This window comes from Shewanella frigidimarina NCIMB 400 (assembly GCF_000014705.1).
GTDB classification, from domain to species: domain Bacteria; phylum Pseudomonadota; class Gammaproteobacteria; order Enterobacterales; family Shewanellaceae; genus Shewanella; species Shewanella frigidimarina.
Genome location: NC_008345.1, coordinates 1,203,427 through 1,221,630 on the forward strand (window position 1 = coordinate 1,203,427; position 18,204 = coordinate 1,221,630).

The window sequence follows — 18,204 nt, forward strand, 5'->3', positions numbered from 1 at the left end:
GCTAGCGTTCCAAAAATTAACTCTTCGCAAGGTAAGTTTCGTGACATTTCGTGATAAAGCGCTAAGATCCTGCGGATAAATGGGCGATTAACTCTACAGGCATAGGTGCAAGTTGACGCTTCTGGTTCATGCAGACCATTTCAATTGTAGCTGTTACTGCAGGTTTTTTAGCATTCGGACGCCATATTTGTTGTTTCCATACGGTACGATATTTACTTTCAAAATAAAATTGAGTACGTACATCAATAATATCTGCAAACTCAACCCCATCGTGACATAACATATCGCTGCGATAAACGGCAAAACCCAATTGTTGTTGCTGCCAAAGTTGGCTGAGTACACCTGCGCCGATGACATGTTCACGCGCACGTTCGAAATACTTTAAGAAATTAGGATGATATACCACACCAGAAAAGTCAGTGTCTTCATAATAAATTTGCACTGAAAAAGAGTGAACTGGGCTGTATTGGTGCTCCACAGAGGTGTGACTCATTACACTATGACCTTATGTTTTCATTGTATTGTGGTTAATCATTTGAGGGCAGAAGCAGTTGCTGGTACTTACCTTGTTTTTGTAACGTTAGCAGCCCTTTGTCGAGTAATTGGCTAATGTGCTCAGCTTGAGGGTTAAGTTTAGAAAATGCGACAAAAATTTTACTGGTATGATTATTAAACTTAGCTTTTATGTCATGGCTAACACCCATTTGTTTGATATAAACATCAGCAACAAGATCATACATAATGGCGGTATCAATTCTGCCGACCAATAACAAATTGATTAGTTGGCGCTGGTTATTCACCGTGATGACTTGCAGTTGTTGTTGTTCAATAAGCGTCGTAAATTCGTCGCCGTACTCATAACCATTCACAATACCAATAGTACTTTTTGTTGGGATCTGCCATTTATTATCCGCAATGGTAGGGTGCTCTTTAGCAAAGAAAAAAGAAGCGGTTACCGTAAACAAAGGTTCATTACCGAATATAAATCGATCAATAGTGCTTTGTTCTTTTGTCACATTAAAAACGCCATCAACTGAACCTCGCTCGGTCATAATCAAACCTCGAGCATAGGGTACAACAATAGTAGAAACGTCAACATCAACTTGTTTAAAAGCCTGTTTGATAAGGTTATGAGAAATGCCATTGCCCACTTCATCAGCAAAAGGAGGCCAACTGTCTTCTGCAGCTAAAGTGATTTTTAATGGTTCTGCCACTGTGATGGTCGAGTTAAATGTGTATATAACGCTCACTGATATGAATAGCAAGTAGATAAATAAACGAACTCGTTTGGGCATAAAAGTGTAATCAAAAGTTGTTTTTTTGTAACGTATTAACGACATATAATCCTTTATAGAAGTGTCCTGCTACGGCCCAGCAAGAATAACACTTTTGCAAATAAAGTGATATTCCCAATCATGTGAGCCCTCTCATTATTGATTTAAATAATAACAATGTAATGCGATATGAATAAGCATTTCACAGGCAATTATCTGCCTTGAAATGAATGTGTCTTTCGCATCAATAACGAGAGTTTAAGGCACCTTATTAGGGTTAGTTTAGAATACAGATTGATAGGTAACAGCATCGTTAGTGAAGGTTATGTGTGTTTGCAGACGTCGCAGTAAGCCGTTAACAGTTTGGGTGGTGCTTATGCGTGTATCGCTAATAAGTTGCCGTTCTCATTATTCGTTTTCCACTTCAACATATTCACATAAGGTTAACTGGTTATGTAGAAGGCATATTTCTAATTGAGTGACATCAAGAGCATGACTGAATAAAAAACCCTGAACTATTTTACAATTATACTGTTTCAATTTTAGCAGCTGAGCATGAGTTTCGACGCCTTCTGCAATGACATCTAATTTCAGCTCATTACCTAAGGTAATGATGTTTCGTAATACTATATTGCTGGTTTCTTCAGGCAAGATACTGCTTAAAAATCCCTTATCAATTTTTAAAGTATCAATAGGGAACTGAGTCAAATAGTTTAATGACGAATAACCTTTGCCAAAATCATCTAGAGCAATACGTACGCGTAATTGTTTGAGTGCTAACAGAACGTCTTGTGCGGTTTTTAAATCTTTAATGAGTAACGACTCGGTAATTTCAAGTTCAAGATGATGAGCAGGAAAGGCGGTTCGTTCTAAAATGGCTGCGATGTCATCGACAATGGTCGGTTGCGATAACTGTACCGGTGAAATGTTGACCGATATATTGCCTCTCAGTATCCCTTGTTGATGCCAATGATATCCTTGCTGACAGGCTTGTTCAAGTACCCATAATCCGATATCGATAATTAAGCCGCTGTCTTCAGCTTGATCAATAAAGCGGCTAGGGGAAATCATGCCGTGTTGGGGATGATTCCAACGAAGTAACGCCTCTAAACCGACAATTTCATGAGTATCAACACAACATTTTGGTTGGTAATGTACTTCGAGTTGCGCATCTGACATGGCATTATTAAGTTGGTCTTTAATTAATAATCTTTCTAATAATGCCGTGGATAAGGTTTCGTTAAAAAAGTAACTTCCGTTACGACCATTCTGTTTAGCGGCGTACATGGCTGTATCAGCGTGTTTTAATAATGTTTTGGCATCTTTACCATCGTCAGGGAAACATGCCACACCAATACTGGCAGAACTGTTTAGCCAATATTGATTGATTTGATAGCCTTTATTGAGCGTTTGACGAACTCGTTCAATGATATTGACTAAATCTCGGTTCACGTCAGCCGCAACTTGCTCGTATGGAATGATTAAGGCAAATTCATCTCCGCCTAGTCGAGCTAATACATCTTGTTGGCTTAAACAATGCTGAAGCCGCTTACCAACTTGGATAATGAGCTCATCGCCTACATCATGGCCCATAGAATCGTTAACTTCTTTAAAGTGATCTAAATCGATAAACACGACCGCAGCGGTGTTATATGGATTAGACATAAGTAATGACAGCTGTTGATTAAAATGAAAGCGGTTTGCCAATCCAGTTAAGCTGTCAAAATTAGCTCGGCGACTGAGCTCTTTCATTTGTTTAATTCGAGATAACCCAAATAAAATCATGATCAGTATAATAATGGTGCCCGAAGCTATTAATGCGTAATACCACCAGGCTTTTTTAATGTTAAAAGCAAATTCTGCCTGTTGGTTGCTCCACACTCCGTCGCTATTGGTGCTTTGCACTTTAAACACATAATCACCCGCCGCTAGATTAGTGTACATTGCCCGAGGTAGCACTGTCGTCAGCCAATCTTGGTCGAACCCCGCTAACATATATCGATATCGATTTCGTTTAGGGGCGGTATAGTCTAACGACGCAAATGAAAACTGGATCATGTTGTTGTCGTAATCAAGTATGGGCTTCGGTGGAGGGTTATGGCTGTTAATATTAATATACGATTTATTGGCTATTTTTGCCGAAGTGATATGCACAGGAGGCGCAAAATCATTTTGGCTAATAGTGTCGATATCTATCTGTATCACACCCTTATTAGTGCCTAATAGTAACTGGTGTTGATAAATGGCAATCGCTGCTTCATTAAAAGTTAAGTTGTCGGTGTTTATCACGCTAGGGTAAACACTTATTTGACCGGTTTTTAGGTTATATTTAGTTAAGGTGTGCTGGCTCGTTAGCCATAAATTACCCTGGTTATCACCGATGACGGCTTTTAAACGGTTATCTGGTAAGCCTTGTTTGCGGGTAATGTATTCAATGACAAACCCCTGAGGGGCATCTGGCGTTGGAATTATTTTTGCTAACCCGAGCCCTTGGGTTGCCGCCCACATAATGCCTTGTTCGTCTTGGTAAATACCGCCTATCCGGATGTTCTCTCTTTCATTACCTAAACTTAAATGTGATGTGATATCTGTTTTAGGATCAATAATAAAAATACCGTTAGTGGTGGCTAACCATAACTCACCCTGGGTAGCGATTAAACTGTCGAAGGTGAAATTTCCACCCGAAGTATAGAGATTATCCGCATCGTTAAAATAATGTTTTATTAAGCCTTTTTGTGGGTTAAATAGCATTACGCCAGCGTCTAAATAGCCTGTGATCCACACATTGCCTTCTTGGTCGGGGTCAACAGTATAGAAATCAGTATTAGGAAACCCATAGGGATTATTCACTTTATTACTAAAGCGTTGCACAGTGCCAGAACGTTGATCGTAAAAACTCAGGCCTTCTGCGTCAGAAAACCACAGATTATTGTCTTTGTCTGTTTTTACGTTCCAAATATTGTTTATTAATGATGGAATGGTTTTATCTTTTAAAGGACCTAATTGAACGGTTTTGTTATCGATGTTTATCTTATCAATACCCTTATTTGTTGCTACCCAGGCATCACCAGATTGTGTTAACGCTATTGCGTAAACATTGCCTCCAGATAGCTCTGATTGGCTGGCAAGGGGTTTATACAGTCGACTTGATTTTTTCAATGGCGTGTAATAAGCCGCTCCTTGATTAGTCGCAAACCAAACGACTCCTGAATGGTCGATAAATACATCATCAACATTATTGGTAGGTAATGATTGTTGATTAAACGTCTGCGAGGTTAGCCAGTCAAAATGTTCGGATGCTACAGTTAAATTTGCCGCGCCTTTGTCGGTACCGATCCAGATATGTTGCTCGTCTTCAATAGCGATGCTAGTGATGTAGTTACTGGGGATTTGACCTGGTTTTGCTTGTGTTGTGCTAAAAAAATGCTGGAAGGTGTTGTCGTTGGGCATAAATTTAATTAAGCCAAAATGTTGGCTACCAAACCAAAGTTGACCGTGATGGTCTATTTGACTCGTCAGAATGTAATCACTAAATAAATCTGCCGTAGCCACGGACGAGTCTGCTGTGGATATTGCTTGTGCTTTATCTGATTGATATAGCCGCATTGTTATACTGTTGGGTTCTAATAATGCGAGACCATGATCTGTTCCTACCCAAAGACGGTGCTGAGTGTCTTCTACTATGCTGTAAATCGATGTTTCTACGGGAGTATCTTGCTGATTTAAATATAATGGAACCGAGATGAAATTAGACTCATTTTCAGGTTTATATTGTAATCCACTGCCTGTACCTATCCATAACTGCTGTTTTGAATCCAAGTATAAGCGCATTATCCAATTGGTATTTTGAGCAAAAGGCTGTTGCGAGGTGGGGTAGATGTTAAGTTCATCATCGACGGTGAGTTGATTGAGACCATCTTCAGTGGCAAACCAAATATTGCCTAAGGTGTCTTCGATAATATCCGTAACAAAGTTATTCGATATATGCCTGTTAGATCCTGGTGAAAACTGAAAATGGATAAACTCTTGGCCATCATAACGGCTCACCCCAGCATCGGTGGCAAACCATAAGAAACCATTTTTTTGCTGATAGATAGAGGTGACCATAGTTGACGGCAAGCCGTCTGCGATATTGAGTCTATCTATCTGAAACTGTTTCGCACTTGTGGCTGAAGTGAAGGCAACGGAGAGAAGTAAGCATAACAGTGAGCATAACCATCTTTGGAAAAAGAACACCATTAGATACCTTATTATTATTATGATTATTTTATTGGAAGCTGATTTTGGCACCTATAATAACAGGATGGTATATTGTAAATACAGTCGCTATTTTACACAACAAAATAATAACATTGTTTATGAGTTTGGGCTCTACCCATACTTTCTCTCATCCAATTTACACAATATTGATAAGAGTACATCCTTAGTATTTAATGCCGAATAGAGGTGGAATAAATGAAACTTTTTTATTGTCGGTTTCATTGTTAGCGATGTTTTGTCGCAAGTGCAGTTTTGTTGTATGCGCTAATAGGTGGGTCGATACTCTAAGTGTTTACATACAACCTGATATCGCTATAAGTAATTGAAATTTAAATGTAAACCCCATGCTCATTAATCACTATTAAGTTTGTTGTTTTTTTGCTAACAAAGCGAATAGACGCGTCAATAGCTGACCTATTACAAGTCTTCTCGTGTAAAAAATAACGCCGTTAGCAAGGCAAAGGGCTATTTGAGGGGCGTTTGTTATGCCGAGTTTAGGTTATTAAATAAGAAGCGAGGCGTCGATTGCGGTGAAGTGCTGCGCTTGATCGGTTAATGATTTTGCGGTGAGTCGCTCAACACTTAATACATGGGTGTAGCATGTGGTCGTTTGATTGATTTTTTTGAGTAATAAATCGAAATCACCATCACCAGACAGTAAAATAACCTCATCCACCGTGGGGGCTATCTCAAGCATGTCGATGGTAATCCCAACATCCCAATCTCCCTTGGCAGAACCATCACTACGCTGGATATAAGGTTTGGTTTTAACCGTAAAGCCAATATGTTTCAGTGCATCTTGAAACTTAACCTGACCGTCATCTGCCGGGGCTATAGCGTAAGCGATAGCGTGGCTAATACAGCCCTGTGCCGACAAATGCTTGTACAAGGCTCGGTAATTGAATGAACGCCCAAAACCTTGCTTACAGGTGTAATAAATATTTTGCACATCTACAAATACGGCAAGCGTTGTCATTATTACACCTGTGAAGATTAAGGCTGTTGCGCTTTTTGAGCAGCAATGGCGTCATTAAGTTGTGCTTCAACAAACCCTGGAGAGTGGGTTGACGAAGAAATAAGTCGGTACATTGCGGGGATAACCAATAGGGTGACAACCGTCGCAAATGCCATGCCGAAGAATATCACAGTTCCAACTGCAATGCGGCTTTCACTCCCCGCGCCGGTAGATACTATTAATGGTATTGCACCAATAAGCGTGGTAAAGGCTGTCATTAAAATGGGTCTTAAGCGACGAGCTGATGCGTCAATAATAGCGTTGTCGAGCGATAAGCCTCGGTCACGTAGTTGGTTCGCAAACTCAACGATTAAAATACCATTTTTAGTTACCATACCAATTAACATGATCATGCCAATTTGGCTATAGATATTCATCCCTTGATGCATTAGAACTAAACCAATAAAACCACCAAAAATACCCATTGGAACAGTAAACATCACCACTGCAGGATTGATAAAACTTTCAAATTGAGCCGCTAATACCAGATAAGCAATCAGCAGTGCTAAAGCAAATACAATGAGCACTCCCGCTTGGTTTTCTTTAAAGTCTTTTGACTCACCCGTGTAGGCAATTGAAATATCGTTTGGCAGTAAAGTTATTGCGCGTTGTTCTAAAAAGTCGAGGGCTTCGCCTAGGGTATAACCTTCGCCTAAATTTGCTTTGATGGTGATCGATTTCTGCTTGTTGGTATGGCTTAATCGCTGTGGTGAAGCGACTTCTTCAACTTTGGTGACAGTATCAAGGGTGATAAGCTCGCCTTTGCTGCTTCTAAAGTAAATCTTACTGAGGTCTGTGACGCTGTTAAAGCTGTTTTCATCACCGCGAAGGTATACATCATATTCTTCGCCACGCTCAACAAAGGTTGTTTCACTGCGGCCGCCCAACATGATTTCTAAGGTTGTCGCTATTTCTGAAACGCTAATCCCTAACTCTGCAGCTCGTTGCTTGTCTACCGTAACAACAAGTTCTGGTGTGGTCTCTGCGTAATCTAAATCAGCCCCGTCCAGCATAGGGCTTGCATCGGCTTCTTGTTGCAGTACTTGGGCCCATTTAAATAACTCAGCATAGTCAGAGCCGCCAAGTACAAATTGAACCGGTTCACTTGATTGGCCTCTAAATCCTGGCAACATTGGCCGTACCATGACATCGGGAATGTCTTTTAACGTTTGGCTGATTAACGCCAACGCTTGTTTAATATCGGTATCACGATCTTGCCAGTCTTCTAACTGGATAATCGCAAACCCGGTTTGATCTCCCGCTCTCCCGCCAAATGCTGGTGCTTCAATACTAAATGATTTCACTACTCCTTGACCCAATAGTGGCATTAATCGGTTTTCAACGATGTCCATATTGGCAATCATGCGATTATAACTGGTGCCTTCGGCGCCTTTAATAAACGCAAATAATACTCCGCGATCTTCTTGTGGTGAGAGTTGTGAGGGAACTTGTTGCATGAGTAAGTAGCTACCACCGATGCAGGCAATAATTATGAATGGTGCTGCTATGCGCCAGTGCAATGCCCATTTGACCATACTACGATAACGTTGCTCTAAACGATTAAAGCCATTATCGATAGCGATATTAAAACGATTTTTCTTCACATTGGCCTTTAATAGTTTACTGCTCATCACTGGGGTAAGTGTAAGGGCGATAAGGGATGAAAACAGCACCGACATTGCCAACATCACGGAGAACTCTGTAAACAATAACCCGACCATGCCATCCATAAATGAAATAGGTAAAAATACCATTACCAGTACTAAGGTTGTTGAGATCACAGCAAAACCCACTTCGCGGGTCCCTTTATACGCAGCAAGTATCGGTTGTTCACCTTGTTCAATATGGTGGAAGATATTCTCAACCACAACGATGGCGTCATCAACCACTAGGCCAATGGCTAAAATAAGCGCCATTAAGGTTAATAAGTTAATGGAGTAACCTAAGCTATATGCCGCCATGAATGCGGCAATTAACGATACTGGTACTGTTACTGCTGGAATAAGGGTTGCCCGTACTTGACCGATAAAAATGTACAGCACAAGAATAACCAGTACCCCAGTAATAAATAGGGTGTTGTAAACCTCATTAATCGAGCGCGCAATAAACACATTGGCATCATAATCGACAACCAGCTGCGTTCCTTTTGGCAGAAAACTCTGCACCTTATCGACTTCTTGTTGTACTTGCAGTGATATGTCTAATGGATTGGCATCAGATTGCGGCACTATACCTAAGCTTAAGTTAACGATGCCGTTGCTTTTAAAGGTCGAGTTTTCGTTTTCTGCACCGATGAATACGCTAGCGACATCTTTAAGATATATAGGCGTACCATCGTCAGCGGTGTGGACAACTAAATAGTTGAAGTCTTCTGGGCTGTAATATAGACGTTTTGTTCTAACAGACATGACGGTGGTGTCGTTACGGACTTCGCCACCGGGTGTTTCAAGATTTTCGGTATTTAAGGCACTAATAATGTCGTTGGTAGTTACATTTCTACCGGCCATTAATTGCGGTTTTAGTTGTACATACATGACTTTGTACAAGCCACCAGAAATATTAACTGAGCTCACACCAGTAATTAAGCTAAATCTGTCTTCCAATACCCGCTGGGCGTAATCAGTGAGTTGAGTACGGTCCATATTTTCAGAGCTCAAGTTGACGTAAATCGACGGTTCACCAGTGCCATTATCTTTAGATACAATTGGATCGTCAGCTTCATCAGGCAAGCGACGTTGTGCTTTGGCAACTGCATCTCGTACATCACTCACGCCTTCGGTTAAATCCCATCCTAGTTCAAACTCGATGGAAATACGTGACATGCCATTTCGAGTGGTTGAGGTGATTTCATCAATACCGCTGATGCCAGTTAATTCATCTTCAAGGCTCTTAGTGATTTTACTTTCCATAATAGTGGCTGATGCACCGCTATAAGTGGTCATTACTGTCACGACTGGGTTTTGTACATCGGGCATTTCTCTAACTGACAATTTAGAAAACGATACCAAGCCAAAAACACACAGTAATAAACTCAAGACAATCGCAACTACAGGGCGCTTTACCGCCGTATCACTTAGCCACATTATTGTTGCTCCTGTTTAACAGGGCTTGTTTTATTTTGCTTAGCTACGTCTTTTACTTTGACACCGTCACGCATATTTACCAGCCCCTGGACGACGATGTGGTCGCCGATGTTAATGCCAGATTCGAGTAACACTTGATCGTCAATTCTGGCCCCTAACATCACTTCGGTGCGTGTGGCGATGTTGTCCTGGTTGATTACGTAGACATAACGTTTGGTACCAGAATATTCAAGTGCTTGTACCGGAACAATAGGAGAAGACACGCTGGGAAATACCAGTGTTGCTGACATCATCATACCGGGCTTTAATTGACCCTTTTGATTATCAAACTGACTGCGAATATTGAGGTTAAGTGTTTGTGAATTGACGCGTGGATCAATAGCGATAATCTTGCCAGTGAAAATGGTTTTATTCCATGCTCTGCTGGAAGCGTTTACCGACATCCCTGTACTTAACAAAGAGAGATAATGTTCTGGAACTTGTAAATCGAGCTGTAACACCGATAAATCATCAAGTGTTAATAGTGACTCATTGATACTGACCATCTTGCCTCGGCTGAAGTTAACCAAACCAGTATTTCCGGAAAATGGCGCGGCTAGAGTATGGTAATCAAGGTCTGTTTTGGCTGATTCAAGTCGAGCGAAAGCGATATCAACACTGGACTTTTGAGCTTCTATTTCTGTTTGAGTGATGGCGTTAACGTGAATCAACTTGTTAAACTCATTAAGCTTACGCACTTCATCTTGATAATAAGCTTGAGCTTCGGTCACGCTGGCTTTAGCTTTGCGGTTATCAAGCGTCAGCAGAGCCTGGCCTTTATTGACATATTGGTTGGATGTGACCGCTATGCTATCTATTTTGCCTGCGACTTGTGGCGCTATCATTACCGAGTGAGTAGCAGCCAGTTTTCCGATTAAGGTAATTGATTGCGAAAGTTCATGCTGTTCAACGGTGGCGGTGATGACCGGAACCACTTTTTCTGCGCGGGGAGGTGTGGGCGTGGCAATACCATTGGGAATAAACCCAATATATCCCATCATCAATACGGTAGTTGAAAAAAGACATTGGCCAAGTTTGTTGATCATGTAAATACACATCTCTATAAGCAATAATTGATGGTGTCGTTGCACAACGACATAGGCTAACGACTAGCCGGTGATTGATGCCAGCTTATTGTAATTATATTTGCTTAATTCAGCGTAAAGTAATGTAAATCTTTTAATTTTCTTTGTAACAAGGCGCATATCGATAGTCGTTTTAATGATGTTATAGCAACAAAAAAAGCCATATCCGAAGATATGGCTTTGATTTATGTCAGCCAAGCTGAATAAACAGTTATGTTAAAACGCTGGTTAGAACATTACTTCTCGATAGGCTCGTTAGTAAATTCAATGTTTTGCTTTTTATTGACAGGTGTAACACCCATAAAATATTCATAACCTTTATCTGATGATTTCTTTTTGGCATCATCATCACTCAACTTAATACTGGTTTGGTCAGAAAACAAGGTGTATTTAGCTTTCGCTTTTTGGGCGATAGGTTGTGGTTGTTTAACTGTTGGCTTAAGAATGCCTTTAGGGACTTCTGCTGCCACCACTTTAGCTTGGTTGCTGGCTTTGTTAGACGAAGTAACATTGGCAAATTTATAATTAAATACGCCATTACCTTCAACATTTTCAACGCTAGATTTATCTTGATTTTGGTAAGACGCTAAAATGCCGTGTTTACCTAAAGGGATCTCGTGAAAAAGTTTTTTGCCCGTGCCCACTTTGGTGCCATTGATATACCAATCTGCGGGTACGTTACTGATTAACGTCACCATCGCAGACTTAAGGCCTAATTCTTCATTTAACATTGAGTCGATTTTATCGTTATAAGAAGGCTTAAAATTCATCGCCACTTTATAATGTAAATCGCCTCTCATATTCATGTTGGCGTCGATAACTTCATATGACAATAAAACACTTTTGTCATTTAAAAACGGCGATTCATTACGGGTATTGGATAAAATGCTGCTTTTAGATTCTTTCAAACAATCTGCGATAGTTTGATATTTTGAACACTCAGTCGAACCATTAATATTTACTGGCAGTGTGCTGCTTGATTTAGATAAATCTGCAATTAAACGATTAGTAATATCAGTTTTGAGTTTAAAAAGTTGCTGACTTTTAGCGGCACGTTTTTTATTTATCGCCTCATATTCAGTTAATATTTCAACTTTTTCAGTTTCAAGACGTTTGCTGTCTTCTTCTGCTTTTAGGGTTAATTCATCGACTAAATTGACGGATTCTTCAATTTGTTTATAGGTTTCAGGAAGCCCCGTTTTAGCACGAATAACCTTAGGTAATTCTGTAATTAGCTCATCATAACGTTGTTGTTCTGAAACGATTGTTTTTTTCAGTCCTTCAACGTCATAGGCTTTTTTATTAAGCTGTGAGAATTTGTCGTTAACAGTGATTAGCAGGGTATCGATATCATATTGATTTTCAATTTTATTGAGAGTCTGCTTTTCTGACGTGGTAATGACTTCGAGTGCCGCAAATGAGTTGCTTGCGTATAAGCACAATAAAGCAAGGCTAATTGAACCGTATCTCACTGATATCTCCATTAAATTTCTCTACAAGCTGGAACCATCGACACTCTGTATTGCGCTGAGTGTAATCAGCAAAGAGTAAAATAATCCATTAATAATTTATAATACTGAAGTTATTTTGGCTTTACAAACAGATTGTGGTGCATTGCTCACAATAAATTGACAAAATTTTGACACTTGTCGGCATCTCGATTGTTCAATATAGACAATAATCTTTCAAATAGTGGCTAATATAATAAAGCAGAGCGCTAAGGCTCTGCTTTATTATTCAACACTTTTACTACAGACAGGTTACTTATTTAAGCGCTTGTATTTTAATCGATGCGGTTCCACTACATCGGTGCCTAAGGTGGCCTTTAACCAAGTTGAATACTCAGTGTAGTTACCTTCATAGAAACTCACTTTACCTTCATCACGGTAATCCAATATATGGGTCGCAATACGGTCAAGGAACCAACGGTCATGGGAAATAACCATTGCACAACCAGGGAACTCTAATAACGCTTCTTCTAGTGCTCGTAATGTTTCAACATCCAAGTCGTTGGTGGGTTCGTCGAGTAACAATACGTTGCCACCAGCTTGTAATAGCTTAGCTAAGTGAACTCGGTTGCGCTCACCACCCGATAATGAACCAATTATTTTCTGCTGATCGCCACCACGGAAGTTAAAGCGGCCTACGTAAGCACGGCTAGAAATTTCAGTGTTGTTGATGCGCATAATATCTTGGCCGCCAGAAATCTCTTGCCACACGGTATTTTTGTCATTCATCGAATCACGGAACTGATCAACCGAGGCAATTTGAACCGAATCACCGACAGAAATAGAGCCACTGTCTGGTTGTTCTTCGCCTGAGATCATTTTGAATAAGGTTGATTTACCCGCACCGTTAGCACCAATAATACCGACGATAGCGCCCTTAGGAACCGTGAATGTCAAATCATCAATCAGTACGCGGTCACCATATGACTTGGTTAAATTAGTTACTTCAATGACTTTGTCGCCTAAGCGAGGTCCTGGTGGGATAAACAGTTCATTGGTCTCGTTACGCTTTTGGTAATCGTTGGTGTTCAATTCTTCAAAGCGAGCCATACGGGCTTTACCTTTTGATTGACGACCTTTAGCACCTTGGCGTACCCACTCTAATTCTTTAGCAATGGTTTTCTGGCGTGCGCTTTCTGTGGACGATTCTTGGGACAAACGCGCATCTTTTTGTTCAAGCCAAGATGAGTAGTTACCTTCCCACGGAATACCTTCGCCGCGGTCGAGTTCTAAAATCCAACCTGCTGCATTATCTAAGAAATAACGGTCGTGGGTAATAGCGACCACAGTGCCGTTATATTCTTGTAAAAAGTGCTCTAACCATGCCACTGACTCGGCATCCAAATGGTTGGTTGGTTCGTCGAGTAATAGCATTTCTGGTTTTTCAAGCAATAAACGACAAATGGCCACTCGGCGACGTTCACCACCAGAGAGTACGGCAATTTTCTCATCCCAATCGGGGAGACGTAATGCGTTAGCAGCACGTTCAAGAATATGATCAAGATTATGTGCATCTTGAGATTGGATGATGGCTTCTAATTCGCCTTGCTCTTTTGCAAGTGCGTCGAAGTCTGCATCGGGCTCAGCATAAGCAGAATAGACCTCGTCTAAGCGTATTAGTGCATTTTTAGCTTCGCTTAGGGCTTCTTCAACGGCTTCGCGCACAGTTTGTTGTTCGTTTAAGCGCGGTTCCTGCGGTAGGTAGCCAATTTTTAACCCAGGCATTGGGCGTGCTTCACCTTCAATTTCGGTATCTATTCCCGCCATGATGCGCAGCAATGTTGATTTACCTGAACCGTTTAACCCGAGTACACCAATTTTGGCGCCAGGAAAGAAGCTTAATGAAATGTCTTTTAATATTTGCTTTTTAGGTGGGACAATTTTACCCACACGAAGCATGCTGTATACAAATTGAGCCATAATTATATTGTCTAATTGTCAACAAAGATGGTGATAATTCTACTGTATTATGTGCTGAACTCAACAGGCAATTGTGTGATTTTATCTAGCGTGCTTATTAGACTCAATTCGCTAAAGAATCTGCTAGCTTAGCGTTATTAACATGAATCGTTTTGTATTCAGAACACAGTGAATTTCATGTTGTTTGTACTGTAAATCATTATCGTTGCAGAGTAGAATACCGCGCAACCCTACTATTTATATAATGATGTTGGAGCTACCATGTTGAAGAAAGCGATGAATATTGCGGATTATGATCCAGAATTATTTAAAGCCATTGAAGATGAAACTTGTCGTCAAGAAGAACACATTGAATTGATTGCGTCTGAAAACTATACCAGTCCACGTGTGATGGAAGCGCAAGGTTCACAGTTAACTAACAAGTATGCTGAAGGTTATCCAGGCAAGCGTTATTATGGTGGGTGCGAATACGTTGATGTTGTTGAAACATTGGCTATTGAACGCGCAAAAGAATTATTTGGTGCAACTTATGCCAACGTACAGCCTCACTCAGGCTCGCAAGCAAACAGCGCAGTATTTATGGCGTTGTTACAACCGGGTGATACCGTTTTAGGGATGAACCTTGCTCATGGTGGTCATTTGACCCATGGTTCACCAGTGAATTTTTCTGGCAAGCTTTACAACATCATTCCTTACGGTATCGATGAAGCTGGCAAAATTGATTATGACGAAATGGAACGCTTAGCCATTGAGCATAAGCCTAAAATGATTATCGGCGGATTCTCTGCATTCTCAGGTATTGTTGATTGGGCAAGAATGCGCGAAATTGCAGACAAAATTGGTGCATACTTATTTGTTGATATGGCACACGTAGCAGGCTTAATTGCTGCTGGTGTTTATCCAACGCCAGTTCCTCATGCACACGTGGTTACGTCTACAACTCATAAAACATTAGCGGGTCCTCGTGGCGGGATTATTATTTCTGCAGCCGATGATGAAGTGTTGTATAAGAAGTTGAACTCAGCGGTATTCCCGGGTGGCCAAGGTGGTCCTTTAATGCATGTTATCGCGGGTAAAGCGGTTGCATTTAAAGAAGCATTAGAGCCAGAATTCAAAGTATACCAGCAGCAAGTGGTTAAAAACGCGAAAGCCATGGTTGAAGTGTTTTTAGCTCGCGGTTATAAAATCGTTTCTGGCGGTACTGAAAACCATCTAATGTTGGTTGACTTAATTGGTCGTGATTTAACCGGTAAAGAAGCTGATGCCGCATTAGGCAGCGCAAACATTACTGTTAATAAAAACTCTGTGCCTAACGATCCTCGTTCACCGTTTGTTACCTCTGGTATCCGTATTGGTTCGCCAGCAATCACTCGTCGTGGCTTTAAAGAAGCAGAAGCGAAAGAATTGACCGGTTGGATTTGTGACATTCTTGATGATGCAACTAATACTGTTGTAACCGACCGCGTCAAAGGCCAAGTTTTAGCCTTATGTGCTCGATTCCCTGTATACGGTTAATCGTATTGGATGTTTGTTGATACAGGTTTAGGTTAACCTTGTTCAACAAATAGGATAAACTTTAATGGCCGCTAATTGTTAGCGGCCATTTTGTTTTTTTCTGCAGGAGGTTCAATGCATTGCCCTTTTTGTAGCGCGACCGATACCAAAGTTATAGATTCTCGATTAGTGGCTGATGGTCACCAAGTACGTCGCCGCCGGGAATGTACTGAATGCCATGAACGTTTCACCACGTTTGAAGGCGCAGAATTAGTCATGCCTCGCGTCATCAAACGCGACGGCACTCGACAACCATTCGATGAAGAAAAATTGCGTGGAGGCATGCTACGTGCGGTCGAAAAACGTCCAGTCTCAATTGATGAAATTGAGCAAGCATTAACTAAAATCAAATCAACGCTGCGCGCGACAGGTGAGCGTGAAGTGAATTCTGAAATGATTGGTAATCTGATGATGGAACAGTTGATGAGCCTTGATAAGGTGGCATATATCCGCTTTGCATCGGTTTATCGCGCATTTGAAGATGTATCCCAATTTGGTGAAGCCATTGCTAAATTGCAAAAGTAATGTCGCGTAATAATATCTGTTTTAATGGTTTTAATGGCATTTAAGCAATAAGAGATTATCTCCCATGTCTAACTGGTCCACCTTTGACACCCAAATGATGAGTCGTGCCATCGCCCTTGCCGAGAAAGGCCGTTATACAACACGGCCAAATCCTTGTGTCGGTTGTGTCATTGTTTATCAGAATAAGATTATTGGTGAAGGTTATCATCAACGTGCGGGCCAAGGGCATGCCGAAGTTAATGCGCTGAAAATGGTGCATGATAATGGCTTGTCTGCTGAAGGTGCCACCGCGTATGTCACTCTTGAACCTTGTAGCCATTATGGTCGCACACCACCTTGTGCTTTAGGCTTAATTAACGCCAAAGTTGCCAGAGTTGTGGTCGCAGTGACCGATGCAAATCCTGAAGTGTCTGGCCGCGGGATTACCCTATTACGTGAGGCTGGTGTTGAGGTTGATGTTGGATTGCTCTGCGAACAGGCCTATGACCTTAACCTAGGTTTTATGAAACGGATGAAAACAGGGCTTCCTTGGATAACCGTCAAAATAGCCGCCAGCTTAGACGGTAAAACGGCCTTGTCTAATGGAGTGTCAAAGTGGATTACCGGCAGTGCAGCAAGAGCTGATGTGCAAAAATACCGTGCTAGCCACTGTGCATTAATCACTGGTGTTGAAACCATTCTTGTCGATGATCCTAGCCTTAATGTGCGCTATGAGACGCTAGGTGAGTTAACCACTCGTCATACAAAAGATGAATTCTTTCAACCCTTAAGGGTTGTGCTAGACAGTCGCGCAAGATTAACCGCAACACAGCAATTATTTTCAATTCAAAGTCCTATTTTACTGGTTTCTGGTTGCCATTATCCCGAAAGCGTCAAGGCAGAATTTCCAGAACATGTATCTTTTCTTCAGTTAACGTGTGACTCATCGGGCAGAATTCCATTGTTAGCCTTGCTAACGTATTTAGGTCAGCATGCTAATTCTGTTTTAATTGAAGCGGGGGCCACTTTAGCGGGGGCATTTGTCGCCCAAGGGCTCGTTGACGAGGTAGTGCTTTATCAAGCGCCTAAAATCCTCGGTAGCCATGGACGTAATATGTTGCAGTTACCTGATTACAGTACAATGGAACAAACGCCTGCACTGCAACTAATTGATGAACGTAACGTAGGACAAGATAAGCGTTATATCCTCAGATATAATCAACCCTATTAATGTGCGAGTTGCTATGGCTAAAACCTGAGCAACAGCAAAGTTTAACAGCAAAAAGTGAGTCATTATGTTTACTGGAATAATCGAAGCCCTTGGCACATTACGTAAAATTGATCGTAAAGGTAACGATATCCGCTTAACGGTTGCCAGTGGTAAGTTGGATTTAACCGACGTAAAGCTAGGTGATAGTATTGCAACCAATGGCGTGTGTTTGACCGTTGTTGAGCGTTTAGGTGATGGTTACGTTGCTGATATATCGGCAGAAACCGTTGACTTAACGGGCTTTAGTCATTATCAAGTAGGCCAAAAGGTTAATCTAGAGAAAGCGGTGACGGCAACCACTCGATTGGGTGGACACATGGTGAGTGGACACGTTGATGGCATTGCCAAAGTTGAACAATGCGCTTACAGAGGCAAGGCACTCGAGTTTTGGTTATCGGTACCAGCTCAATTAAGTCGCTATATTGCTCACAAAGGCTCGATCACTATCGATGGCGTTAGTCTGACCGTGAATGAAGTTGATGGTGCTCGTTTTAGATTAACGATTGTGCCTCACACTGCTGGTGAAACCACGCTGGTGGATTTAAAAGTAGGTGATAGTGTCAATATCGAAGTCGATTTAATCGCGCGCTATTTAGAGCGTTTAATGCAACCGGAGGCTAACCATGTGCAGCCTTCATCGGGCGTGACCATGGAGTTACTCGCTAAATCAGGTTTTTTACGTTAAACGCGAC

Annotated in this window: 12 protein-coding genes; 4 read left to right on the plus strand and 8 right to left on the minus strand. The window is 41.3% G+C overall.

Annotation, left to right across the window (positions count from 1 at the left end; all coding sequences use genetic code 11):
- Nucleotides 1–61 precede the first annotated feature (61 nt).
- From SFRI_RS05275 to ettA, 8 genes are all read right to left on the minus strand, one after another.
- Nucleotides 62–493, minus strand: coding sequence for an acyl-CoA thioesterase (locus SFRI_RS05275; protein WP_011636499.1), 432 nt, complete (start codon nt 491–493; stop codon nt 62–64).
- A 34-nt stretch (nt 494–527) separates the two neighbouring features.
- Nucleotides 528–1,340, minus strand: coding sequence for a substrate-binding periplasmic protein (locus SFRI_RS05280; protein WP_011636500.1), 813 nt, complete (start codon nt 1,338–1,340; stop codon nt 528–530).
- A 342-nt stretch (nt 1,341–1,682) separates the two neighbouring features.
- Nucleotides 1,683–5,513, minus strand: a complete 3,831-nt coding sequence (locus tag SFRI_RS20975) for an EAL domain-containing protein (protein WP_011636501.1) — start codon at nt 5,511–5,513, stop codon at nt 1,683–1,685.
- A gap of 523 nt (nt 5,514–6,036) precedes the next feature.
- The gene (locus SFRI_RS05290) at nt 6,037–6,510 is read right to left on the minus strand and encodes a LabA-like NYN domain-containing protein (RefSeq protein ID WP_011636502.1); all 474 of its coding nucleotides are present in this window, start codon (nt 6,508–6,510) and stop codon (nt 6,037–6,039) included.
- A gap of 17 nt (nt 6,511–6,527) precedes the next feature.
- Nucleotides 6,528–9,632 carry a multidrug efflux RND transporter permease subunit gene (locus tag SFRI_RS05295; protein ID WP_011636503.1) on the minus strand — a complete coding sequence of 1,035 codons (3,105 nt, stop codon included), beginning with the start codon at nt 9,630–9,632 and terminating at the stop codon, nt 6,528–6,530.
- Nucleotides 9,632–10,672 (minus strand): efflux RND transporter periplasmic adaptor subunit, encoded by a 1,041-nt coding sequence (locus SFRI_RS05300; RefSeq protein WP_425271583.1) that lies wholly within the window; start codon nt 10,670–10,672, stop codon nt 9,632–9,634. Before SFRI_RS05300 ends, SFRI_RS05295 begins: the two co-directional genes overlap by 1 nt.
- A 320-nt stretch (nt 10,673–10,992) precedes the next feature.
- Nucleotides 10,993–12,228 (minus strand): hypothetical protein, encoded by a 1,236-nt coding sequence (locus SFRI_RS05305; protein ID WP_011636505.1) that lies wholly within the window; start codon nt 12,226–12,228, stop codon nt 10,993–10,995.
- A 288-nt stretch (nt 12,229–12,516) separates the two neighbouring features.
- Entirely contained in the window at nt 12,517–14,184 is a 1,668-nt protein-coding gene (gene ettA / locus SFRI_RS05310; RefSeq protein ID WP_011636506.1) for an energy-dependent translational throttle protein EttA, read from the minus strand.
- A gap of 261 nt (nt 14,185–14,445) precedes the next feature.
- Here ettA and glyA point away from each other — a divergent pair, with 261 nt between their 5' ends.
- From glyA to SFRI_RS05330, 4 genes are all read left to right on the plus strand, one after another.
- Nucleotides 14,446–15,699, plus strand: a complete 1,254-nt coding sequence (gene glyA / locus SFRI_RS05315) for a serine hydroxymethyltransferase (protein ID WP_011636507.1) — start codon at nt 14,446–14,448, stop codon at nt 15,697–15,699.
- A 114-nt stretch (nt 15,700–15,813) separates the two neighbouring features.
- Nucleotides 15,814–16,263 carry a transcriptional regulator NrdR gene (gene nrdR / locus SFRI_RS05320; RefSeq protein WP_011636508.1) on the plus strand — a complete coding sequence of 150 codons (450 nt, stop codon included), beginning with the start codon at nt 15,814–15,816 and terminating at the stop codon, nt 16,261–16,263.
- A 64-nt stretch (nt 16,264–16,327) separates the two neighbouring features.
- Nucleotides 16,328–17,473, plus strand: coding sequence for a bifunctional diaminohydroxyphosphoribosylaminopyrimidine deaminase/5-amino-6-(5-phosphoribosylamino)uracil reductase RibD (ribD, locus tag SFRI_RS05325; protein ID WP_011636509.1), 1,146 nt, complete (start codon nt 16,328–16,330; stop codon nt 17,471–17,473).
- 64 nt (nt 17,474–17,537) lie between these two features.
- On the plus strand, nt 17,538–18,197 hold the full coding sequence (locus SFRI_RS05330) for a riboflavin synthase (RefSeq protein WP_011636510.1): 660 nt from the start codon (nt 17,538–17,540) through the stop codon (nt 18,195–18,197).
- The last annotated feature ends 7 nt before the right edge of the window (nt 18,198–18,204 follow it).

Excerpts from the sequence above, each read along its gene's own strand:
- ribD (WP_011636509.1), top strand. The coding sequence starts at position 16,328 with ATGTCTAACTGGTCCACCTTTGACACCCAAATGATGAGTCGTGCCATC.
- SFRI_RS05280 (WP_011636500.1), bottom strand. The coding sequence starts at position 1,340 with ATGTCGTTAATACGTTACAAAAAAACAACTTTTGATTACACTTTTATG.
- ettA (WP_011636506.1), bottom strand. The coding sequence starts at position 14,184 with ATGGCTCAATTTGTATACAGCATGCTTCGTGTGGGTAAAATTGTCCCA.
- SFRI_RS05330 (WP_011636510.1), top strand. The coding sequence starts at position 17,538 with ATGTTTACTGGAATAATCGAAGCCCTTGGCACATTACGTAAAATTGAT.
- SFRI_RS05300 (WP_425271583.1), bottom strand. The coding sequence starts at position 10,672 with ATGATGGGATATATTGGGTTTATTCCCAATGGTATTGCCACGCCCACA.
- glyA (WP_011636507.1), top strand. The coding sequence starts at position 14,446 with ATGTTGAAGAAAGCGATGAATATTGCGGATTATGATCCAGAATTATTT.
- SFRI_RS05275 (WP_011636499.1), bottom strand. The coding sequence starts at position 493 with ATGAGTCACACCTCTGTGGAGCACCAATACAGCCCAGTTCACTCTTTT.
- nrdR (WP_011636508.1), top strand. The coding sequence starts at position 15,814 with ATGCATTGCCCTTTTTGTAGCGCGACCGATACCAAAGTTATAGATTCT.
- SFRI_RS05295 (WP_011636503.1), bottom strand. The coding sequence starts at position 9,632 with ATGTGGCTAAGTGATACGGCGGTAAAGCGCCCTGTAGTTGCGATTGTC.
- SFRI_RS20975 (WP_011636501.1), bottom strand. The coding sequence starts at position 5,513 with ATGGTGTTCTTTTTCCAAAGATGGTTATGCTCACTGTTATGCTTACTT.
- SFRI_RS05290 (WP_011636502.1), bottom strand. The coding sequence starts at position 6,510 with ATGACAACGCTTGCCGTATTTGTAGATGTGCAAAATATTTATTACACC.